Raw genomic sequence first — 22,237 nt, forward strand, 5'->3', positions numbered from 1 at the left:
GGGCAGACGGTTGAGGTCGGCACCAGAAAAGAAGGGGGCCACGACCAGAGTATCACGGTGGCGAACGACCGGAACATCACGGTACGTAATGACCAGACGCTGAAGGTGACGAACGACCGGACGGTGAGCGTGAATCACGATGACGGACTGTATGTCAGAAACGACCGTAAAGTGACAGTGGAAGGGAAGCAGGAGCATAAGACGACGGGGAACCATGTCAGCCTGGTGGAGGGAAAGCACAGCCTGGAGGTGAAGGGCGACCTGGCAAGGAAGATTACCGGTGCGCTGGGAATGAAGGTCCGGGATGAAATCGTACTGGAGAGTGGCGGTAAAATCACACTGAAGGTGGGTGGTTCGTTTGTGGTCATCCATTCAGGTGGAGTAGACATCGTCGGGCCGAAAATCAATCTCAATAGCGGCGGTAGTCCGGGAACGCCGGTGCCGACGCTACAACCGGTGGTTTTGAAAGCGCTGGCAGATGATAAAAGTTTAGCGGCTGAGCAAAGTGATAGTAATGCGTCGTCCGATCAGAATGATAACAACGATGAGGGTGAGGAAGCGCCAGAAAAATCGGTGTGTAAGGAGTGCCTGAAAAGGGCGCAGGAAGCCGCCGCCGCTTTTGCGCCTCGTGGATAAGGGAGAAAGACAATGATAACGGTATTGCCACACGCTACCGATCAAGACAAATATATTATCTGGCTGAAGCAGGCTGAATCATTCTGTTCTGCCGCTGGTTTGGATTACATAGATGTGCTTGTTGACCAGGCTGGAACCGACCAACCTTTACAAAATGAGATGCTTCATTTGTCGCCAGCCATTCACTGGTATGCCCTGTTTGAAGGAACGCCTGAAGCGGAGACGATGGAGTATTCCCCTGTAGTGTTACGCCTGTACTTTGCGCTCAGTAGTCATCGCAAATGTCTGGCACAACTGATGGCGTCATTTGCTGATACGCCTCGTCTTACTTTGTTGATATCCCCTCTTACATTCGACCAGCTGGGTCGGCATCTTCAGGTATTGTCACAGGTTCAGTGGGAAGAACAGACCGGATTGCTGCGTTACTATGATAATCGGGTGTTCCCTTTACTGTTCACACATGTTTTGACCAACGAGCAGCAGGCGACATTTACTGATATTGCATTGTTCTGGAGCTGGTTAGACCGTGATGGAGAGATTAAATGGAAATCAGGAAGTTTTTCACCAGAACGCAGGCTTGCTGACAACCCAGGGATGAATCGGGTGGATGATGTACAGGTGGGCTTGATGGGATGTATCTGCGACGCTGAAGCCCTGATGAAGGAGAAAGCAGCCATTGAAATCAGTCAGGAAAGCTATTTTTCGCACTGTCTTGATATTGCTATCAGGGCCAATGAGGCGGGATATTTCGGGGCTTTGCGGGACTTCGAGGGATAATATTATGGTGATGTACAGGGGTATACACAAAATCATTCAAGTTGCATCAAGGCGGCAAGCGAGCGAATCCCCAGGAGCGTACATAAGTACGTGACTGGGGTGAGTGAACGCAGCCAACGCAGAGGCAGTTTTAAGGATGATGTGTATATTTATCTTTTTAAAAGTCCGTAGCTGTTAATATCAAGAGATAATCGTGAAATAAACGGAAAATCAAGCCCGACATGTAATGGTAGTATCCACCATGTTGCATTTGTGTGCGGTCGTAATGTCAGTTTACTTGGCTGCAATATATTTTGCGTAATATCATCAATATTCTGTCGATTTCCCAATATGTGGCAATCGAAAGATATGCGTTTTATTTTCTTTTTTGTCAAAGTTTGGTTGTCGTAGAAGTAATGCCCATCAATCAAAATCCCGCAAAGTAAAGGAACCAGCAATATGCCCGGCGACATAAAGAAAAATATAACTATGAGAGCGATTTTAAAAAGTTATTCGTTAATGGTTTTATTTGCAGTATCAGGCTGTTCAATGGCGAGAAATAGCGGTGATTACACTGCTGGAGATATTAACGGGATAAACCATACGGATAAGGCTATAAATTATATACACATCAATGGTTACGGCGGGCCAAATATTGCTCCATTCGGGGACGGTGGAGGATATTGTTGCGTTATGCTGCCAGACAAGTGGCATTCTGGATTAAAAGCCCGGGTTGAGTGGGAGGTTGATCCAAATACAGCTCCTCTGCCTCCTGGTTATGTGGACAGGGAGAAATTTGAAGCATGGAAGAAAGTTGCGCTAAACAGTTTTAGAAAATATTCAACAATTGTTGATATCCCGGAATACGGTGCTGAACGTTGTGGCCTGACCGTACATTTTCTGCCATGCAATCAGATAAAAGTGACAACAGTCTGCCAAGGGTATGGTACACCGAATTATCCCATCAAAGAACCCCGCGAGATGAAGGAACCAGCAACATGTCCGGCGAAATAAGGAATAGTATTAGTATGAGAGCGATTTTCAAATGTTATTCTCTAATGATTTTATTTGCAGTGTCAGGCTGTTCAATGGCAAAAAATAGCGGTGATTACACTGCTGGAGATATTAAAGGTATGAACCATACCGATGTTGCCATTAATTATTTCAGTATCAATGGCTATGGTGGGCCGAATATAACCCCGTTCGGAGAACGGGGAGGATATTGTTGCATTATGTTGCCAGATAAATGGCGTGTGGGATTAAAGGCCCGGATTGAGTGGGAAATTACACCAAATACAGTCCCCCTGCCACCACTCTATAAGGATTGGGATAAATATCAGGCCTGGGAGAAAAAACTCAAAGAAAGTTACATTCAACATACCGCAATTGTTGATATCCCGGAATACGGCGATGAGCGTTGTGGTCTGACCGTTCATTTTCTGCCATGCGATCAGATAAAAGTGACAACCGTCTGCCAGGGTTATGGCACACCGAATTATCCCATCAAAGAACCTCGCGAGATGAAGGAACCAGCAACATGCCCGGTGAAATAAGGAGTAGTATTAGTATGAGAGCGATTTGCAAATGTTATTCTCTAATGGTTTTATTTGCGGTATCAGGCTGTTCAATTGCAAAAAATAGCGGTGATTACACTGCTGTGGATATTAATGGAATAAATCATACGGATAATAATATAAATTATATACACATCAATGGTTACGGCGGACCAAATATTGGTCCATTCGGGGACGGTGGAGGATATTGTTGCGTTATGCTGCCAGATAAGTGGCATTCTGGATTAAAAGCCCGAGTTGAGTGGGAGGTTGATCCAAATACAGCTCCTCTGCCTCCAGGCTATAAGGACAGGGAGAAATTTGAAGCATGGAAGAAAGTTGCGCTAAACAGTTTTAGAAAATATTCAACAATTGTTGATATCCCGGAATATGATGCTGAGCTTTGTGGACTGACCGTTCATTTTCTATCGTGCAATCAGATAAAAGTGACAACCGTCTGCCAGAAATATGGTACACCAAATTATCCTATCAAAGAACCCCGCGAGATGAAGGAACCAGCAACATGTCCAGCAAAATAAGAAATGGAATGAATATAACAAAAGTAGTTAAAGGCTGTCTGGTATTAATTTTGATGGTGATTTCGGGTTGCTCAGCAGCTAATTACGACGATTATACTGCAGGTGATCTCCGGGCAATAAATCATATTAAAGGTATCAGTATTAATTGGTTCACCGTAAATGGTTATCGGGTCCATGGTTTGGGCGGTGGATATTGCTGCATAATGTTACCAGAGAAGTGGCATTCTGGATTAAAAGTCCGGATCGAGTGGGAAGTAGACCCGAACCCCCTTGAACCTATTGCAATGAAAAAAGAAGGTTTTGGCTATGAAGAAGATGCTTATGCTAAACATGCTGCAAATTATCAAAAATATAAAGTAATTGTTGATATCCCGGAATACGGCGCTGAACGTTGTGGCCTGACCGTTCATTTTCTGCCGTGTAATCAGATTAAAGTGACAACCGTCTGCGAGGGCTATGGCACACCGAATTATCCTATCAAAGAACCCCGCGAGATGAAGGAACCAGCAACATGTCCAGCGAAATAAGTGGTCTGGCTTTTCCGTGTTTTGCTCCCCCAGCGTTTCCTGAAGGTGGGCGATTAATATTATCTGAAGCACAGGTAAACGCGAACTACCTAAAACAAATCAATAAAACAGAAGAGCACAAAACCAACTGTAGTAAACAGGCTGGATTTAGAATTGGCTTTACATGTAGTCAAAGTCTACATATTAGTCTGTTTTTTGATGGTACAAATAATAATGAATATAATGATACAAAAGCCTCTCACCCAACCAATATTGCAAAATTATTCCACACAAGTATTGAAGACCGTAATGCTGGGTATTTTTCCTATTACATGCCTGGAGTAGGCACGCCATTTCCCAAGATAGGGGAAATGGATTACAGCAACAGCGGACTGGAATTTGCCACCGGTGGTGAAGACCGAATTAATTGGGCATTATTACGCCTCGTGGATGCCCTGAGCTATGCCATTGACCCCGCCCACAATGGACTGAATGATACGGTGGCAAAAGGACATATTCCTCTTATGCGCGCTCCCTGGCCGATGACTGGTGAAGTGAATCGTCGCAATGTGATTAACCCCTATCTGGAAAAATTACAGGGGCAGTTAGAGCAAGCCAAGCCGCGCCTGCTAAACGTAAAGCTATTTATCTACGGATTTTCCCGTGGCGCAGCGGAAGCACGAACTTTTGTTAACTGGTTGACTCAGTTAGCTTGTCCGCAGGAGCAACAGGTGATGCTGGCCGGGTTAGCTGTCAGTATTGAGTTTTTGGGGCTGCTGGATACCGTAGCTTCTGTGGGGGCGGCGCATGTTTTACCGGGCGCTGCCGGTCATATGGGGTGGGCCGATAGTACTCAGCAACTCCCTGATGAGAGGCAGTTTCCCGGCCTGATTAAATGCTGCCGCCACTTCGTTGCCGCGCATGAGCAGCGGCTGTGCTTTCCGCTGGATTCAATCCGTCGTCCAGACGGAAATTATCCTTTAAATGCAGAGGAAGTTATCTATCCGGGGATGCACTCTGATGTCGGTGGTGGCTATCCCGTTCGCGATCAGGGGAAGTCCTGTGGTGGCTCAGGCGAAATTCTTTCTCAGATAGCCCTGCATGATATGTATCTTGCGGCGTTTGATGCAGGAGCGCCATTATCTGTTCAGTCAGACTATGTAACAGATTTAATTAAAGATAAAAAGCCATCAAGAGTAATGATCTCAAGTATTCAAGATGAATTTGATTTTAGTGATAAATTGCCAAAACGCTTCAACATCTGGCGACAAACCCTGCTGAATACCACCTTGCAGGGTACAGAAGAAATGATTGATACGAGGGAAGGTTATCACTCCTATCAACTTGCCCAGGTTCTTGAAAGCGCAATTAGCGATCAGATCGGCTGGATCACCGCCTGGCGTATCGGTCGCTATGCGAATAACAGCCTTCTTGTGCAACCTTTTTATATTAAGGCGCCACAGCTGGATAAAGATGGACTTGATAAAGAGGCTAAAGCGCGTAAAGAACAAATGGAAAATATTGAAAAAGAGCGGGCGAACAAGCAGAAAGGGAATGGCACACTTGATGAAAGTAATCAGGGCATTCCTATCCTTGACCCAACCAATGCTCAGTATCAGTTGCGAGAGGCAGCCCGAGAATTTCAGAGCGATTATAAAGGATGGACGCGCGATATTAACGGCAGCGTCATGGAGAAAGCCATTCAGATTCTTGTGGATGTCATTCCTAAATATCCGGTGTATCTGATTAATGGCGATGATGAAGCAAAAGAATATCAGCAAATTAAGGCTATGGGAGACGGACTCTATCCACAATTTTTTATTGATTCACTGGGAACGGGAACGCGTACTCAGCCATGCGCTGAATTACTGGCCCTCTATGATGACCAGGTTCACGACTCCCGCGCCTGGTTTATGCAAAGTTCGCTGGGTGGACGTGAACCCTGGGGCGGTTATTTTCGCTACCGCATGATTTACTTCGGTGATGAGGCTAATAAAGAGCTGAAGCTAATCTCTGCAGATGGCGAAGTTGTTGGCGATCAGCCCACATCCAACCGGGTCATTTATTGGATGGAATCGAAAACGGTGAGCCGAGGTTAAGTTCATAAGATTCAGGATCTGGAGACTGGGAAAATGCAGATATGTAACACCCACTCACAGCAACCTAAACTCATCCGCATCCCGCCATGCCGGAAACTTTTCTCTATATTCCCGTAATGCCACCATCGAGAGCTCCGCATCAATGCGCGTTGCCTGATGCGCGTCGGCAGTAGCGATAATCTCGCCCTGTGGATTAATCACCCGGCTGTCACCGCGATAATGGCAGCCGTTGCCATCGCTGCCGACGCGATTGCATCCCGCCACATACGCCTGATTCTCAATCGCGCGAGCCGTCAGTAATGCCTGCCAGTGCAGAGAGCGCGGAGCAGGCCAGTTGGCGACGTACAGGGCGAGGTCGTAATCGTTGAGATTGCGCGACCACACCGGAAAACGTAAGTCGTAGCACACCAGCGGCAAAATACGCCAGCCGCGCCATTCCACAATCACTCGCGCATTGCCCGCTTTATAATGCAGATGCTCATCTGCCATTCGGAACAGATGACGCTTGTCATAAAAATGCACCTTGCCGTCAGGCTCAACCAGCAAAAATCGATTAACCGAACCAGACTCCGTTTGTAATGCAACACTGCCTGCAATCAGCGCATTGCACTGCTGCGCTTTGGCTGTCATCCAGTTCACTACGTCATCTTGTGCTAGCGACGAAGCTGCCGCTTCCATGGCAAAGCCGCTGGTAAACATCTCCGGTAGAACGATCACATCGCGCCCGGTAATACCTTCCAGTTGACGATCAAAGTGGCGCAGGTTGGCAGGACCATCCATCCACACCAACGGTTGCTGCAAAAGCGTAATCTTCAAACCAGGCACGGTGTACAACTCCTTTATGCGAAGGGTTTTATAACTTTAACACCTTATCAGGCTATTACCTTACTGCGGAATAAATTGATAACAAATGCTGATATTGGAAATATCTGATTTGCAAATTATCGTGTTATCGCCAGGCTTTAGGAGGTTAATAACATGGGCAGGATAAGCTCAGGAGGAATGATGTTTAAGGCAATAACGACAGTCGCCGCTCTGGTCATCGCCACCAGTGCAATGGCGCAGGATGATTTAACTATTAGCAGCCTGGCAAAGGGCGAAACCACCAAAGCTGCGTTTAATCAGATGGTGCAAGGGCATAAGCTGCCTGCCTGGGTGGTGAAAGGCGGTACTTATACTCCCGCACAAACCGTGACATTGGGAGATGAGACGTATCAGGTGATGAGCGCGTGCAAACCGCATGACTGTGGCTCGCAACGTATCGCTGTGATGTGGTCCGAGAAATCTAATCAGATGACGGGGCTGTTCTCGACTATTGATGAGAAAACGTCGCAAGAGAAACTCACCTGGCTGAATGTGAACGATGCGCTTTCGATTGATGGTAAAACGGTGCTGTTCGCGGCGTTGACCGGCAGCCTGGAAAACCATCCGGATGGCTTTAATTTTAAATAATTAGCGGATAAAGAAACGGAGCCTTTCGGCTCCGTTATTCAATTACGCGGCTTCAACTTTCCGCACTTTCTCCGGCAACTTTACCGGCTTCGTCGCCAGCTCTTCCGGATCAAAGTCATCAACGTTAATACTACGCAGACGGCTTTCTTCCGCTTTCACCAGAATAGCGGCTTCATCTTTATCAATCAGCCCCTTCGCCAGCGCGTTGTGCGCCAGTTCATCCAGACGGGTAAATGGCAGGTTTTTACCCAGCTCTTTACAGATCCGCTGATGAATTGGGTCGGCGGCAATCACATCCACCAGCGCTTCTTCCAGCAAGCCAACCGGGTTATGCTCGCTCGGCGTCAGGTACTGACCGCGCCCAATGCGGGAACGGGTGGCGTTCGGCACTTGTAAAATCTTCGCCACCTTATGATCCAGCTTGTCAGAAGGTGCCAGATAATGACGTCCGGTCGGGAAGATCACCACATTCAGCAGCCCGGCAACCACGCGGTTCGGGAAGTTTTGCAGTAAATCATCCATCGCCTGTTCAGCCTGATACAGCGCATCCTGTACGCCCCAGTGCACCAGCGGCAGGTCGGCTTCATTACGGCCTTCGTCGTCATAACGCTTCAGAACGGCAGAGGCGAGGTAAAGCTGGCTTAAAATATCCCCCAGACGTGCCGAGATACGTTCACGACGTTTCAGGCTGCCGCCCAGCACCGCCATCGAGACATCAGAAAGCAGGGCGAGGTTGGCGCTCAGGCGGTTCAGGTGTTGATAGTAGCGTTTAGTGGCATCGCCGGTTGGCGTGCTGCTGGTTAAACCGCGCGTCAGGCCCAGCCAGAAGCTGCGAACTTTGTTGCTACCGACGTGACCGATATGTTTGAACAGCAGTTTATCGAACGCGTTAACGTCATTGTTCTTCGCTGCTTCCATCTCTTCCAGCACGTACGGATGGCAACGAATCGCCCCCTGGCCGAAGATCATCATGCTGCGGGTCAGAATGTTGGCCCCTTCAACGGTGATGGCAATCGGTGCACCCTGGTAAGCTCGCGCCAGGAAGTTGCTCTGCCCGAGCATAATGCCTTTACCGCCGGTAATATCCATCGCATCAATAATCGACTGCTGCCCGCGGTGGGTACAGTGATACTTGACGATAGCTGACAGCACGGCAGGTTTTTCACCGAGCATAATGCCGTAGGTAATCAGCGACGCCGCAGCATCCATTACATAAGCGTTCCCGGCAATACGCGCCAGCGGCTCTTCAATCCCTTCCATCTTACCAATAGAGATTTTGAACTGACGACGAATGTGCGCATACGCGCCCGTTGCCAGCGCTACTGATTTCACGCCGCCGGTTGAGTTGGAAGGCAGGGTGATGCCGCGGCCTACCGAGAGACACTCCACCAGCATCCGCCAGCCTTGCCCGGCCATTTTCGGCCCGCCGATGATGTAGTCGATCGGCACGAAGACATCTTTACCGCGCGTCGGTCCGTTCTGGAACGGTACGTTCAGCGGGAAGTGGCGACGACCAATTTCCACGCCCGGCGTGGTGGTCGGGATCAGCGCGCAGGTAATGCCTAAATCTTCTGCACCACCGAGCAATTTGTCCGGGTCGGAGAGTTTAAACGCCAGCCCAAGCACGGTCGCAATCGGTGCCAGCGTAATGTAGCGTTTGTTCCAGGTCAGACGCATCCCCAGCACCTGCTGGCCCTGCCACTCGCCCATGCAGACAATCCCGGTGTCCGGAATAGCACCTGCATCGGAACCCGCTTCCGGGCTGGTCAGTGCAAAGCAGGGGATCTCCTGACCACGCGCCAGACGCGGCAGATAGTGATCTTTCTGCTCATCAGTGCCGTAATGTTGCAGCAGCTCGCCCGGGCCTAATGAGTTCGGCACGCCGACGGTAATTGCCAGGATCCCGCTCACGCCAGAGAGTTTTTGCAGCACGCGAGACTGGGCATAAGCCGAGAACTCCAGCCCGCCGTACTCTTTTTTGATAATCATCGCGAAGAAACGATGCTCTTTAAGGTACGCCCACAACTCCGGCGGCAGATCCGCCAGCTCATGAGTAATCTGGAAATCATTCGCCATCCGGCAGGCTTCTTCTACCGGGCCGTCGAGAAACGCTTGCTCTTCAGCCGTCAGGCGCGGCTGCGGATAGTTATGCAGCTTTTTCCAGTCCGGCTTGCCCTGGAACAAGTCGCCCTCCCACCATGTGGTGCCCGCATCAATCGCTTCTTTCTCAGTGCGCGACATCGGCGGCATCACCTTACGGAAACCGCGAAATACCGGCGCGGAAATCATCGACTTACGCATAGGCGCAAAGTTAAATGGCACGAGGATAATGGCCAGAGGCACCAGTACCCACGCCGACCACAGACCAGCAACGCCGAGGGCGGCTGTCCAGGCGAGCAAAATCAGACTGCTGATAAATAAGCTCACGCGGTGATAGAACAACGCGCCGAGCAGGACAACCGTAGCGAGAATACTCAAAATCATCATAACGAAAAGCCCCTTACTTGTAGGAGGTCCGACCACTTGTGATGATATGGTTGTAGTAGATGTAAAATCATTTAGCAATGTGTTTACAATATAATTACAACGAAGCTCACATTGTTGCTGTTTTTATCCGCACTTCGGGTCAAAAAGTCCTGGTCATTCCACCGCGCTGGTCTTCTCGCTTTTGGTGGTATCCGGTACACTGCATTTTGTCTAATTCATTTATGCTGAAGGATATCCTCATGTACCAGGATCTTATTCGTAACGAACTGAACGAAGCGGCGGAAACGCTGGCTAACTTTTTAAAAGATGACGCCAATATTCACGCCATTCAGCGCGCGGCGGTCCTGTTAGCAGACAGCTTTAAAGCCGGTGGCAAGGTGCTTTCCTGTGGCAACGGCGGCTCCCATTGCGACGCCATGCACTTTGCAGAAGAACTGACCGGTCGTTACCGTGAAAACCGTCCGGGCTATCCGGCGATTGCCATTTCAGATGTCAGCCACATCACCTGTGTTGGCAACGATTTTGGTTTCAACGATATTTTCTCCCGCTACGTTGAAGCCGTAGGACGCGAAGGCGATGTGCTGCTGGGGATCTCCACCTCCGGTAACTCAGCAAACGTGATCAAAGCGATTGCGGCGGCGCGTGAGAAGGGGATGAAAGTGATCACCCTGACCGGTAAAGACGGCGGTAAAATGGCTGGCACGGCGGATATCGAAATTCGCGTTCCGCACTTTGGTTATGCCGACCGCATTCAGGAGATTCACATTAAAGTGATCCATATCCTGATCCAGTTGATTGAAAAAGAGATGGTTAAGTAAGTCTGGCGTAGGTCGGATAAGGCGTTTACGCCGCATCCGACCTGAAAATTCTTAAATCAATCTTCGCCGGGGGCCATGCGCTCCCGCTGTTGTGGAGGTTACCGATGTGCGAATTGCTCGGGATGAGCGCCAACGTCCCTACCGATATCTGCTTTAGTTTCACCGGGCTTGTGCAGCGTGGTGGTGGAACCGGGCCACATAAAGATGGCTGGGGCATCACCTTTTACGAAGGTAAAGGCTGTCGCACATTTAAAGATCCACAACCCAGCTTTAATTCCCCCATCGCCAAACTGGTCCAGGACTATCCGATAAAATCCTGTTCGGTTGTGGCTCATATTCGCCAGGCCAATCGGGGCGAGGTGGCACTGGAAAATACTCACCCGTTTACCCGCGAGTTATGGGGACGCAACTGGACTTATGCCCATAACGGGCAACTGACGGGCTACAAATCACTGGAAACTGGCAACTTCCGCCCAGTAGGTGAAACCGACAGCGAAAAAGCCTTCTGCTGGCTGCTGCATAAATTAACGCAGCGTTACCCGCGCACGCCGGGCAACATGGCAGCAGTGTTTAAATATATCGCCTCACTGGCGGACGAACTGCGGCAGAAGGGCGTTTTCAACATGCTGCTTTCGGATGGGCGCTATGTAATGGCGTATTGCTCGACTAATTTACACTGGATCACCCGCCGCGCGCCGTTTGGCGTGGCAACGTTGCTGGATCAGGATGTGGAAATCGACTTCAGCTCGCAGACCACACCGAATGATGTGGTCACGGTGATTGCGACACAGCCGCTGACGGGCAATGAAACCTGGCAAAAGATTATGCCAGGCGAATGGCGCTTATTTTGCCTCGGGGAGCGTGTAGTTTGATGCCAGCTGTGGTTGCACCACTTCGTGGCTCAACGGCTTGCTGACCACGTAACGACCATTGACCACAGAAACGGTCGGTGGCTTACGGGTCTGTTCAAAGTAGTCATAGCCTGGCTTCAGTTGCTCCCAGAAGTCCTTAAAGTTGGAATATTTATGGCGCTTCATATTAGCGTCGGTCATGCGGAACGGGTAAATACTCACCTGCACGCTCGGCTGACCAAATACCAGCGCGCCAGTAACGAACTGGAAGATCTCATCAATACCCTGATTGGTCATTGCGTAGCAGCCGATGGAAACACAATCGCCGTGGATCATCAGGTATTTCCCTTCATAACCATGCGCACGGTCATAGGCATTGGGGAAACCAATATTAATCGCTTTGTAGTAACGGCTGTCTGGTTTTAACTGATTACGCTGAACGCTATAAAACCCTTCCGGACTTTTAAAATCGCCCTGACGCTGTTTGGGTCCTAACCCGCCGGAATATTTACAGATTTTATAACTGTCGAGCAGCTGATATTGCTCGCCCATTTTGACGTAGAGATCGAGCGTACGTTCTTCCTTGAAGATCTGAATGTAGACAGGGGATCCCATCAACTGCTGCTTATACTCTTTGCTCACTGGCGTGGTAGAGCTACTGCTGCCCAGCAAACCGGCGAATGAAACGCACGGGATCAACAACATCGCAAGAATTAATGCGATTTTACGCATACTGCTTATTCCTTGATAAAACGGTTACACACGCCAGGACGGCAAAATAGATCCCAAATCGGAATAGTCTGGATTTGGAAGGCTCACATTATCACCAAAAGAGTTTTACGCAAGTCTGTCGGCGCTGGGTTTACAAATTTAGCATAAGTGGCGATTTTCAAAAGTCCGAAAAGCGCATGTAAAGCGGTTTATTTCTTATTTCCTAAGGTTATGAAACATCGATAGTAATATGCAAATAAGCAATTAATAATCCCGCCTCTCCTTCCTTTCCTCTAATATTCTCATCTTCATTCAGCCGGTTTATATCCTCCATGTATTTGTTCTCTCACGACAGATTGCTGCGCCTGGGCGTGTTTTCTTTGTCCCTTTTGCTTCCTTTACTTGCCAGCGCCACCACATCACATATCTCTTTCAGCTACGCCGCCCGCCTGCGGATGCAAAACCGTGCGCGGGTACTCAAACTGTACCAGGCACATCTGAAAAAACAGGCCAGCTACATTGTGGAAGGCAATGCCGAAAGCAGAAGGGCGCTACGCCAGCACAACCGGGAGCAGATAAAACAGCATCCAGAATGGTTTCCTGCGCCGCTCAAGGCGAGTGACAGACGCTGGCAGGCGCTGGCGGAAAACAACCACTTTTTAAGCAGCGATCACCTGCATAACATCACCGAAGTGGCGATTCACCGTCTGGAGCAGCAGCTTGGCAAGCCTTACGTCTGGGGCGGCACGCGGCCCGATCAAGGCTTCGACTGTAGCGGGTTGGTTTTTTATGCCTACAACAAGATCCTCGAGGCGAAGCTCCCGCGCACGGCTAATGAGATGTATCACTACCATCGGGCAACGATTGTGGCGAACAACGACCTGCGCCGGGGAGATTTGCTGTTTTTCCATATTCACAGCCGCGAGATTGCCGACCATATGGGCGTGTATCTGGGAGACGGGCAATTTATCGAGTCGCCACGCACGGGGGAAACCATACGAGTAAGCCGGTTAGCCGAACCTTTCTGGCAGAACCATTTTTTGGGCGCGCGGCGGATTTTGACGGAAGAGACGATTTTGTAAATGGAGAATACTGACGATCAGGCAAAAAATCGGATGCCATATGGCATCCGACCTGTTTACATCTGGGATGAAAACTCACGTTCTAATACATCAACAATAAGCTGATTTTTTGAAATGGAATGTTGTCTGGCGACAATGGTCAGCCGTGAATCGATGTGATGAGGAACACGAAGCGTCAGGCGTTTTTGCTCTTCTTCTTCACGAAAAGGGGCAATGCCGTCCTCTTCACAATCCGCCATCCACTCATCCAGCGCACTTTCACCTTCCCGGTACAATGCCTCAATGCTTGTCGCCACAAAGTCGCAATAACCATTTACATTGAGGAATTTGCCGCGAAATGCGTTGATATCAGCTTCAAATGTTACTGCAGCCGGTTGACCTTTAATGGTGATAATGTTTGATGCTTTATTCATAATCTACCCCTACACAGTTAACAAACCACTCCTTAAGACCTGTTACTGCGCCTTTATCCATCACATTCTTTGGATGTGGCTCATGAGTACTGAATTTGGTCGTACCAATCTGAAATTTCCTTCTGGAACCATTGTTATTTTTTATTGTTCTACCCACCGCTTTAATGAGTGCAACAACATCATCCCATTTAATTCCAGATTTTGGCGGCTCCGTCATTACATCGTCGAATGTTTTTCTATGACGAGAGCCTAGCGCGCTGACCTTAATCATACTATCAATCCATGACGTCATTGTATGGTGTCATCGTAGTCTGTTTGCAGTGTGACGTCAATCAATGGTGTCAGATGGTGCAAAGCATGGAAAAGAATCCCCAATCAACTCAACGCTCCCATAATCTTCAACTCCAGCTCATCCGGCACTTCGTTATACGACAGCACATGCAGCCCCGGCGCAAACAACCTTGCGTAGCGCGCCAGCAAAGGACGCAACTGCGGCGGCACCAACAGTACCGGGTCTTTCCCCGCCGCTTTCATCTGCTCTTTTACCTGCGGCATCGTGCTCTGGAACTGGTTGAGCATATTCGGATCGACCGGCACGCTGTCGAGCATCACTTTGCCGCCCTGTTGCGCCTGATTCACCACGTTGGTCAGCAGATTTTCCAGCTCATTATTCAGCGTATACACCGTCAGCTCCTGCTTGCGAACGAACGGATGGGTGATGCTGCGCCGCAGCGCCAGGCGCACATCAGCTGCCAGCAGAATGTGATCTTTGGTCACCGTGCTACTGGCGACCAGCACGGTGGCGATGGTGACGATATCGCGCAGGGAAACGCCTTCGGTCAGCAGCGCGCGATACACTTTTAGCAACTGGCTGTAATTGAGCGCCGCGCTCAAATCTTCCGCCAGACGCGGTGCCATCGACGACAAACGGTTATGCAGCTGCGTGATGTCGTCATAGTTAAATAAATCAGGAATATAGCTGCGCACAATCTTATTCACATGGGTAGCAATCACGCTGGCGCTGTCGATCACCTGATATCCCATATTCAGCGCCTTTGCTTTCTGCGCAGGCTGGATCCAGGTGACCGGCATCCCGTACGCCGGGTCGTTCCCCAGCACGCCGTCTATCTCGCCGTAGGTTTCGCTGGAGGGCAGGGCCATCAGTTTATCCGCCGGAATATCCGCTTCATCAGCCTTAATGCCGTTGATGAAAATAGCGTACTGGCTCGGCTTAAGGCGGAAGTTTTCCCGAATGCGGATCTCCGGCAGCAGCACGCCGTTGCCGTCGGAAATCACCTGCCGCACGCCGCGAATCCGCTGGGTGAGCGGGTTACCCTGCGCTTTATCCACCAGCGCCACCAGCTTGTAGCCGAGGCTTAAGCTGATGGGCTCGATCAGCGGAATGGTTTCCCAACTGACCTGTTGCTCGCTGGTTTCGGTGATGGTGCGGGTCAGCGTTTCGAGGCTTTTCTCTTCCGCCTCCGCCGCCTGCGGGCGTTTGCTCATTCGCCAGCCGGTAAAGCCCAGCAGAGCGCTGAACAGCAAAAACGGCAGGTGCGGCATTCCCGGCACCACCGCCAGCACGAACATAATTCCGGTAGCGGTGAAGAGCACAGACGGGCTTGCCAGCAGCTGGTGGCGCACGTCATGGGCAATATCGCCGTTGTCGCTGACGCGGGTGACGATTATCGCCGCCGCGGTGGAGAGCAGCAGGGAAGGGATCTGCGCCACCAGGCCGTCACCAATGGTCATCAACACATACTGCTGGAAGGCGGCATCGGCGCTCAGGTTGTATTTAAAGATCCCGATGCAGACACCGCCGATCAGGTTGATCGCCAGAATCATCATCCCGGCGATGGCGTCCCCGCGCACAAACTTCGATGCCCCGTCCATTGCGCCGTAGAAATCGGCCTCGCTGGCAACATCTTTACGCCGGGTTTGCGCCTGCGCCTGGTTGATCAACCCGGCGTTAAGATCGGCGTCAATCGCCATCTGTTTGCCGGGCATCGCGTCCAGGGTAAAGCGGGCAGAAACCTCGGAAATACGCTCGGCCCCTTTGGTGACGACGATAAAGTTGATGATCATCAGGATGATAAACACCACAAAGCCGACGACAAAGTTGCCGCCAATCACCACCTGACCAAACGACTCAATCACCTTACCCGCCGCACCCGCGCCGAGATGCCCATGCAGCAGCACCACGCGCGTAGAAGCAACGTTAAGCGTCAGGCGCATTAAGGTGGTGATCAGCAAAATGGTCGGGAACAGGCTGAATTCCAGCGGTCGTTTCGCTGACACCGCCACCAGCAGCACCATCACCGCCAGCACAATGTTGAAGGTGAACAGAATATCCAGCAGCGCAGGCGGCAGCGGCAGAATAACCATCGCCAGAATACACAGGATCACCAGCGGCACGCCGAGATTGCCGCCGCGCAGCAGCGCGAGGAACGATTTAGTTGTTTTCGCCATCCAGTTTAAGCACCTCTTTGGGAATGGAAATATGTCTGTTCAGGGCCGGACGCGGCTGTGCGCCCTCGCGCCAGTGTTTCATTTGCAGGACGTAGGTCAGAACGTGGGCGATGGCCCGGTAAAGCTGAAACGGAATTTGCTGGTTCACCTGGGTGGTGTAGTAAACCGAGCGCGCCAGTCGCGGGAACTCCACCACTTCCACCTGATTCTCCGTGGCGACCTGGCGAATATAGAGGGCGATTTCATCAGTGCCTTTCGCTACCACAAACGGCGCGGCGGCGCGCGACTGGTCATACTGCAACGCCACGGCGTAGTGGGTCGGGTTGGTGATTACCACGTTGGCTTTCGGCACTACTTTGCGAATTTGCCCCATCGCCAGTTGCCGTTGCAGCCGCCGTACACGCGCTTTCACTTCCGGCTTACCTTCCTGATTTTTGTACTCTTCTTTCAGCTCCTGCTTAGTCATCTTCAGCCCTTTGGTAAACAGGGCTTTCGCCAGCGGCACGTCGATTAACGCAAAGAAGATAAACAGGATGACAAAGTTGCGCATCACGCTGGCGTAGAGCGACAAACCCTCATTCATCGCCAGTTTGAACGGCAGCGCCTGCAGGCCGAGAAGGGCGGCAAAGTTATTGCGCAGGCTAATCCACAGCATCACCAGCACCACCACCGACTTCACCGTCATCTTCCCTGTTTCCGCCAGATGTTCACTGGAAAACAGCCGCCCAATGCCTTTTAACGGACTGATTTTGCTGAAATCCGGGAGGATTTTTTTCGGCAAGAACAGCCAGCCGCCAGGCACCAGCGAAGAGAGCAGCGCGGCGGCGGGCATCGGCAGCAACGTGAGGATAAACTTGCCGAGAATTAACAGGTGATGGCGCAGAAACTGGCCGATCACTTCCGGGTTATTAATCTCCTGCGCGTACTGATGCACGCTAATAAAACTCTCGCGCACAAAATCGGCATACCACGGGAAGCTACTGGAGATCACCACAAACGCCGCAAACAGGCTCGCCGCCAGCCCCATATCCTTCGAGCGCGGCAGTTGCCCCTCTTCACGCGCTTTACGCAGCTTTTGCGCCGAGGGTTTCTCTGTTTTTTCTTCGCTGCTGCTATCCGCCATAGTGACCTTTCAGCGCGTCGAGTTGTTGCAGGACAAAATTCGCCAGATGCAGATAGTGATCCGGCAGGTTGTAGAGCAGGGTGGCAAAGCAGACCAGGCCCGCCAGCATGTTGATGGGAAAGCCGAGTGAAAAAAGGTTCAGCGGCGGCGCAATGCGGTTAAGCAGGCCAAAGCAGCCCTGTACAATCAGCATGATAAAAGTGGTCGGCAGTGCCAGCAGCGATGCCGACGCCAGCACCCAGCTAAAGGCCAGCGCGATGGTGCGCAGGGTTTGCGGATGCAGCGCGTTGCCAATCGGCCAGTAAGTGAAGCCCTTGTACAGCACGCTTACCAGCAGCAGATGCCCGTCCATGGCAAAAAATAGCAGGATCGCATAGACGTTAATTAACTCCGCCAGCACGGTGGTTGATGCGCCGCTGCTTGGGTCGTTCATCACCGCCATGCTCATCCCCATATTGAACGAGAGAATTTGTCCGGCCAGCTGCAGCGCCAGAAAAAGAAACTGAAACATCAGCCCGAACAACATGCCCCATAAAATTTGCTCCACCGTCAGGATCAGGCTGTTGAGCGAAAGCAGGTCGTGGGGAATGGGATGGGGGATCAACGGCGTGATGATGATTGCCAGCGCCAGCGACAAAATAATCCGCACGCGCACGGTCAGGGCGCTGTTATCGAGCACCGGCACATAGCGCAGAAACGCCATAATGCGCACGAAGGGAAACCACAGCCCCAGCGCCAGATCCATCAGTTGCGTAACGTCGCTTGTGCGCATCTCAATGCACCAGCAACGCGGCCTGGGTAAACAGGTGAATGCACAGATCATGCAACTGGATAATCATCCATTTGCCGCACACCCCCAGCACCACCAGCGTGACAATCAGCCTCGGCAAAAAGCTCAGGGTCTGTTCGTTAATCTGCGTCACCGCCTGGAACACGCTCACCAGCAGGCCGACCAGCAGGCTTGGCACCACCAGTACCGAAACCAGTAAAATCACCACTTTTATGCCGCTGGCGACAATGTCGGCGGCTACGTCTACGGTCAACATAATCAGCCCAGCCCCAGCCCGCGAATGCTGGTGGTAAGCGTGCCTATGGTCAGCGACCAGCCGTCGATCAGCACAAACAGCATCAGCTTAAAGGGCAGCGAAACAATCAACGGCGACAACATCATCATCCCCATCGCCATCAATACGCTGGCGACAATCAGGTCGATAACCAGAAACGGGATGTAAATCATAAAGCCAATCTGGAAAGCGGTTTTCAGCTCGCTCAACACATAGGCAGGCACCACAATCGAGAGATCCTGGTCGGCGGCATTGCCCTTCGCGCCGCCGATGGTCATGATTTGCGCCATCGCTTTTTTGTCGGTCTGCGCCAGCATAAAGCGTTTCAGCGGCGTCGCGGCGGTGTTTAACGCATCGGTTAGGGTAATCTGATCGTTTTCAAACGGCACCACCGCGTGGTCGTAAATATTGAGCCAAATAGGGCGCATCACCAGCATGGTGAGGGAGAGCGCAATGCCAATCAGGATGCGGTTCGGCGGCGTTTGTTGCAGCCCCAGCGCCTGGCGCAGCAGCGACAGCACGATAATAAAGCGTGTGAAACAGGTCATCATCAGCACCATCGTCGGCAGCAAACCGACGAGGGTCATCAGAATCAGTACCTGGATTTTGACGCTGTACTCCTGAGTGTTGCCGTGGGTCACCACGTTAAGCAGCGCAATATCGCCGCCCTGGGCGATTGCCAGCGGCGCAAGCGCCAGCAGCGCCAGGCCCAGCGTCAGTTGAGTGCGGCGTTTCATGGCGCCAGTTCGTTGATGTCGCGGGTGTTAAATTCCAGCACGCGCAGGCCGTATTTCTCGTTGACCACCACCACTTCCGCTTTGCCCAGCAGGATATTGTTCACTTTAATATCCAGCGGCTCCCCGGCGAGTTTATCCAGCTCAATCACCGTGTCGTCGTCGATATTAAGGAGGTCGGCTAACATGATCTCTACTGATGACACCTCCAGCGTTAAGGTCACCGGAATGCGTTTCAGCAGCGTCATCGAGTCGGAAAAGCGGTCTTCCAGGCGGGTGACCAGCGTTGCGGCATCGGCGGATTTCGCGACAGGCGCAACGTCATCGGTCAGGCCAAAATCCTCAGCTAAAATATCTTCTTGCTTACTCATGGTTATTCTCATTTTTGCCCGCCAGCTCCGACAAAAACAGTTTGTCTTTGTCTTCCACAATCAGGGCGCTAAATAATTCAGATTGCCCAATCGCCACCGGGAACGTTTCTCCCAGTGATATGGGTAAAATATCCCCGGCTTTTATCTGCGCCAGATCCGCGACATTCATCGATAGCTCGGCGATTTTGACGTTCAGGGTCAGCGGCAGGGAGCGGATGATCTCTTTAATCAGGGCCGGTTTATTAACGGATTTCGCCACCTGCTGCGGTTTACTGTGCTCGCTGTGGCGGATCAGATTCAAAATAAAATCGGTATGGGCGTCGTCGAGCAAAATACGAAAACTGCTCTCTTCATCGCCCGCGAGGGTAAAGGTTAATTGATACGCCCAGTGGGTCATCACCGTGCTGCTGTCCAGCTTTAATTTCAGCGCAATACCGGAGGTTTGCAGATTAAAAATCAGCGTGCAGATATCCAGCGCCAGACGATTCTTTAATCGCGTTTCGGTTTTGGTCGGCAGTCCATTATGTGCTTTCGCTTCTTCCAGAGATGATTCCAGACCATAAAAATTGCCCAGCAGCATTAACAATAAGGAGCGATCAATATCAAACGCCAGATGCCCGACCTGGGAAACCATCAGTTCGGCGTTTTTATTGATAATATCCATTTCGCAGCCAATCTTTTTTAAGGTGATATTGCTGCGATGCTTTTTGAGAAAGTAACTGCCAAGATGCGAATCAATCACGTCAAAATTCCCCGTAAATAGGGTCGGCAGGCGATGGTAGGGGCGTCCGAGCCGATTACCTTCTAATTTAAAGATGCCTGGCGTTTTACTGTACTTCAGCATGGCTTACTTTCTCTGCTGTAATGGTATGGGCGTTTTTGTGCACGCAATTCCGGCAGTGACACAAGGTGAGGTATTAAATAGAGGGGGAGTGAAAGGGGCAAATTATTAATAGGGTGAAATAATAATTAAATTATTAAAGGGCGAGATATCGGGCATCGTCGTAAAACATTGCACAAACTGTAGGCCTGATAAGACGCGCAGCGTCGCATCAGGCATTGGCGCACAATTGCCGGATGCGGCGTAAACACCTTATCCGGCCTGCGGCTCTAACTCATTGTTCTTCAACAAATAATATTTTTATTATCGTTTAATTCGAACTTGTTAATCCCGCCGGTGATACGCTTCAGAACATCCTGATTATTGTCGCTACTTATATCGTTCACCCTATGTCTGAACTTATTGCAACTGCCGCTTCCAGCATTAACGCTTTTACTCTGGCAAAGCGTGTCGCCGCCTTTAACGTGCCAGTGCTGATTCAGGGCGAAACCGGCGCGGGCAAAGAGTGCGTGGCAAAATATATTCACACTGTCGCCTTTGGTGAAAATGAAAACGCGCCCTATATCGGCGTGAACTGCGCGGCGATCCCGGAAAATATGCTGGAAGCGACCTTATTTGGCTACGACAAAGGCGCATTTACCGGCGCAATTGCCAGCGTACCTGGAAAAATGGAACTGGCGAATAACGGCACCTTATTACTCGATGAAATTGGCGATATGCCGCTGGCGTTACAGGCCAAAATATTACGCGTATTGCAGGAACAACTGGTTGAGCGATTAGGCAGCAACCGACAAATTAAACTCAATTTTCGCCTGATTGCCTGCACCAATAAAAACCTTGAGCAGGAGGTCGCCGAAGGGCGTTTTCGCGAAGATCTCTATTATCGACTGGCGGTGATTCCTATTACCATGCCGCCGCTGCGTGAACGTCTGAACGATATTATTCCGCTGGCCGAGTCATTTATTAAAAAATACTCCACGGTGCTGGTGAAAAATATCACCCTTTCCGAATCTACCCGCCGGGCGCTGCTCAATTACCGCTGGCCCGGTAACGTGCGCCAGCTGGAGAACGCCATTCAGCGGGGAATGATCTTAAATCGCGACGGCGTGATTTACCCGGATGCCTTAGGCTTGCCGGAAACTGACATTGCCGACCACAGTGAACTGCAATGGCCTGTTCAGCCCGCCGTTCACATTGCCGACACCGGGGATTTAGGCCAGCACGGACGAAGCGCGCAGTATCAATATATCGCTGACCTGATGCGTAAATATCAGGGCAACCGCAGCAAAATCGCCGACCTGTTAGGCATTACCCCGCGCGCACTGCGCTATCGACTCGCCTCCATGCGCAAGCAAGGTATCGAAGTTTTCTCCTGACCCGGAAGTTAAAAATGAGCATTACCACAATCAACAGCACCATGCAGGCGCAAATTATGCATGACGTGCAGCGGATGCAGGCCAACGCCCAGGCGCCGGTGCTGCCCGCTATGACCTTCAGTTCCACCGACCCGGACGTTTCATTTAACCGCATTATGTACGGCGCGCTTGGTCACGTTGATCAGTTCCAGCAGGTGGCGGAGCAGCAGCAAACGGCTGTCGACACGGGCAAAAGTGATGATTTGGCAGGTGCGATGATTGCCAGCCAGCAGGCGTCGCTCTCTTTTTCCGCGCTGGTGCAGGTGCGCAACAAAATCGCCACCGGATTTAACGATCTGATGAGTATGTCGATCTAA

25 protein-coding genes are annotated in these 22,237 nt (G+C 51.0%); 13 read left to right on the forward strand and 12 right to left on the reverse strand.

Annotated features, from left to right (window positions below; genetic code table 11):
- The 7 genes from AACS80_RS09165 to AACS80_RS09195 all read left to right on the forward strand — a co-directional run.
- Positions 1-636 (forward strand): bacteriophage T4 gp5 trimerisation domain-containing protein (locus AACS80_RS09165; protein ID WP_240730950.1); only part of this gene is annotated, 636 nt, incomplete at its 5' end.
- Positions 637-648: 12 nt separating this feature from the next.
- Positions 649-1,413 (forward strand): DUF4123 domain-containing protein, encoded by a 765-nt coding sequence (locus tag AACS80_RS09170; protein WP_135410653.1) that lies wholly within the window; start codon positions 649-651, stop codon positions 1,411-1,413.
- Between the two features lie 468 nt (positions 1,414-1,881).
- Positions 1,882-2,406, forward strand: a complete 525-nt coding sequence (locus AACS80_RS09175; RefSeq protein WP_138183773.1) for a DUF3304 domain-containing protein — start codon at positions 1,882-1,884, stop codon at positions 2,404-2,406.
- Positions 2,407-2,420: 14 nt separating this feature from the next.
- Positions 2,421-2,945 carry a DUF3304 domain-containing protein gene (locus AACS80_RS09180; protein ID WP_138183771.1) on the forward strand — a complete coding sequence of 175 codons (525 nt, stop codon included), beginning with the start codon at positions 2,421-2,423 and terminating at the stop codon, positions 2,943-2,945.
- 14 nt (positions 2,946-2,959) lie between these two features.
- Positions 2,960-3,484: a DUF3304 domain-containing protein gene (locus AACS80_RS09185; RefSeq protein ID WP_135410649.1), complete on the forward strand. Its 525-nt coding sequence runs from the start codon at positions 2,960-2,962 to the stop codon at positions 3,482-3,484.
- A complete protein-coding gene (locus tag AACS80_RS09190; RefSeq protein WP_135410648.1) occupies positions 3,469-4,011 on the forward strand; it encodes a DUF3304 domain-containing protein in 543 nt (180 codons plus the stop codon). The genes AACS80_RS09185 and AACS80_RS09190 overlap by 16 nt, the downstream gene beginning before the upstream one ends.
- On the forward strand, positions 3,996-6,089 hold the full coding sequence (locus AACS80_RS09195) for a T6SS phospholipase effector Tle1-like catalytic domain-containing protein (protein ID WP_138183759.1): 2,094 nt from the start codon (positions 3,996-3,998) through the stop codon (positions 6,087-6,089). The genes AACS80_RS09190 and AACS80_RS09195 overlap by 16 nt, the downstream gene beginning before the upstream one ends.
- Before the next feature lie 54 nt (positions 6,090-6,143).
- On the opposite strand, the gene yafV is transcribed toward AACS80_RS09195, so the two are convergent.
- Complete coding sequence (gene yafV / locus AACS80_RS09200) at positions 6,144-6,914, reverse strand: 2-oxoglutaramate amidase (RefSeq protein ID WP_130209701.1); 771 nt, start codon at positions 6,912-6,914, stop codon at positions 6,144-6,146.
- 180 nt (positions 6,915-7,094) lie between these two features.
- Here yafV and ivy point away from each other — a divergent pair, with 180 nt between their 5' ends.
- Positions 7,095-7,541 (forward strand): Ivy family C-type lysozyme inhibitor, encoded by a 447-nt coding sequence (ivy, locus tag AACS80_RS09205; protein ID WP_205712940.1) that lies wholly within the window; start codon positions 7,095-7,097, stop codon positions 7,539-7,541.
- A gap of 42 nt (positions 7,542-7,583) precedes the next feature.
- Here ivy and fadE read toward each other — a convergent pair whose 3' ends face one another.
- A complete protein-coding gene (gene fadE, locus AACS80_RS09210) occupies positions 7,584-10,028 on the reverse strand; it encodes an acyl-CoA dehydrogenase FadE (protein ID WP_135410647.1) in 2,445 nt (814 codons plus the stop codon).
- A gap of 239 nt (positions 10,029-10,267) precedes the next feature.
- Here fadE and lpcA point away from each other — a divergent pair, with 239 nt between their 5' ends.
- Together lpcA and AACS80_RS09220 are read left to right on the forward strand one after the other, a co-directional pair.
- A complete protein-coding gene (gene lpcA, locus AACS80_RS09215) occupies positions 10,268-10,846 on the forward strand; it encodes a D-sedoheptulose 7-phosphate isomerase (protein ID WP_016159301.1) in 579 nt (192 codons plus the stop codon).
- Positions 10,847-10,950: 104 nt separating this feature from the next.
- Positions 10,951-11,718, forward strand: a complete 768-nt coding sequence (locus AACS80_RS09220) for a class II glutamine amidotransferase (protein ID WP_000333380.1) — start codon at positions 10,951-10,953, stop codon at positions 11,716-11,718.
- Here AACS80_RS09220 and dpaA read toward each other — a convergent pair.
- A complete protein-coding gene (dpaA, locus tag AACS80_RS09225; protein WP_001225679.1) occupies positions 11,689-12,429 on the reverse strand; it encodes a peptidoglycan meso-diaminopimelic acid protein amidase in 741 nt (246 codons plus the stop codon). The genes AACS80_RS09220 and dpaA overlap by 30 nt on opposite strands.
- A gap of 311 nt (positions 12,430-12,740) precedes the next feature.
- Between dpaA and AACS80_RS09230 the strand changes: the two genes are divergently transcribed.
- Entirely contained in the window at positions 12,741-13,490 is a 750-nt protein-coding gene (locus AACS80_RS09230; protein WP_135410646.1) for a C40 family peptidase, read from the forward strand.
- Between the two features lie 56 nt (positions 13,491-13,546).
- On the opposite strand, the gene AACS80_RS09235 is transcribed toward AACS80_RS09230, so the two are convergent.
- The 9 genes from AACS80_RS09235 to AACS80_RS09275 form a co-directional block, all read right to left on the reverse strand.
- Entirely contained in the window at positions 13,547-13,903 is a 357-nt protein-coding gene (locus tag AACS80_RS09235) for a type II toxin-antitoxin system HicB family antitoxin (protein ID WP_130209693.1), read from the reverse strand.
- Complete coding sequence (locus AACS80_RS09240; protein ID WP_135410645.1) at positions 13,896-14,174, reverse strand: type II toxin-antitoxin system HicA family toxin; 279 nt, start codon at positions 14,172-14,174, stop codon at positions 13,896-13,898. The genes AACS80_RS09235 and AACS80_RS09240 overlap by 8 nt, the downstream gene beginning before the upstream one ends.
- 104 nt (positions 14,175-14,278) lie before the next feature.
- The gene (flhA, locus tag AACS80_RS09245) at positions 14,279-16,372 is read right to left on the reverse strand and encodes a flagellar biosynthesis protein FlhA (protein ID WP_135410644.1); all 2,094 of its coding nucleotides are present in this window, start codon (positions 16,370-16,372) and stop codon (positions 14,279-14,281) included.
- The gene (flhB, locus tag AACS80_RS09250; RefSeq protein ID WP_135410643.1) at positions 16,356-17,495 is read right to left on the reverse strand and encodes a flagellar type III secretion system protein FlhB; all 1,140 of its coding nucleotides are present in this window, start codon (positions 17,493-17,495) and stop codon (positions 16,356-16,358) included. Before flhB ends, flhA begins: the two co-directional genes overlap by 17 nt.
- Complete coding sequence (gene fliR / locus AACS80_RS09255; protein WP_001260503.1) at positions 17,485-18,267, reverse strand: flagellar biosynthetic protein FliR; 783 nt, start codon at positions 18,265-18,267, stop codon at positions 17,485-17,487. Before fliR ends, flhB begins: the two co-directional genes overlap by 11 nt.
- A 1-nt stretch (position 18,268) precedes the next feature.
- Complete coding sequence (locus tag AACS80_RS09260; RefSeq protein WP_000958542.1) at positions 18,269-18,541, reverse strand: flagellar biosynthetic protein FliQ; 273 nt, start codon at positions 18,539-18,541, stop codon at positions 18,269-18,271.
- Between the two features lie 2 nt (positions 18,542-18,543).
- On the reverse strand, positions 18,544-19,296 hold the full coding sequence (gene fliP / locus AACS80_RS09265; RefSeq protein WP_135410642.1) for a flagellar type III secretion system pore protein FliP: 753 nt from the start codon (positions 19,294-19,296) through the stop codon (positions 18,544-18,546).
- Entirely contained in the window at positions 19,293-19,664 is a 372-nt protein-coding gene (locus tag AACS80_RS09270) for a FliM/FliN family flagellar motor switch protein (RefSeq protein ID WP_135410641.1), read from the reverse strand. The genes fliP and AACS80_RS09270 overlap by 4 nt, the downstream gene beginning before the upstream one ends.
- Positions 19,657-20,508: a FliM/FliN family flagellar motor switch protein gene (locus AACS80_RS09275; protein ID WP_138183760.1), complete on the reverse strand. Its 852-nt coding sequence runs from the start codon at positions 20,506-20,508 to the stop codon at positions 19,657-19,659. The genes AACS80_RS09270 and AACS80_RS09275 overlap by 8 nt, the downstream gene beginning before the upstream one ends.
- A gap of 386 nt (positions 20,509-20,894) precedes the next feature.
- Between AACS80_RS09275 and AACS80_RS09280 the strand changes: the two genes are divergently transcribed.
- Positions 20,895-21,881: a sigma-54 interaction domain-containing protein gene (locus tag AACS80_RS09280; protein WP_135410640.1), complete on the forward strand. Its 987-nt coding sequence runs from the start codon at positions 20,895-20,897 to the stop codon at positions 21,879-21,881.
- Positions 21,882-21,895: 14 nt separating this feature from the next.
- Positions 21,896-22,237 carry a flagellar hook-basal body complex protein FliE gene (locus AACS80_RS09285; protein ID WP_135410639.1) on the forward strand — a complete coding sequence of 114 codons (342 nt, stop codon included), beginning with the start codon at positions 21,896-21,898 and terminating at the stop codon, positions 22,235-22,237.

Source organism: Escherichia sp. E4385, from assembly GCF_963883145.1.
Lineage (GTDB): Bacteria > Pseudomonadota > Gammaproteobacteria > Enterobacterales > Enterobacteriaceae > Escherichia.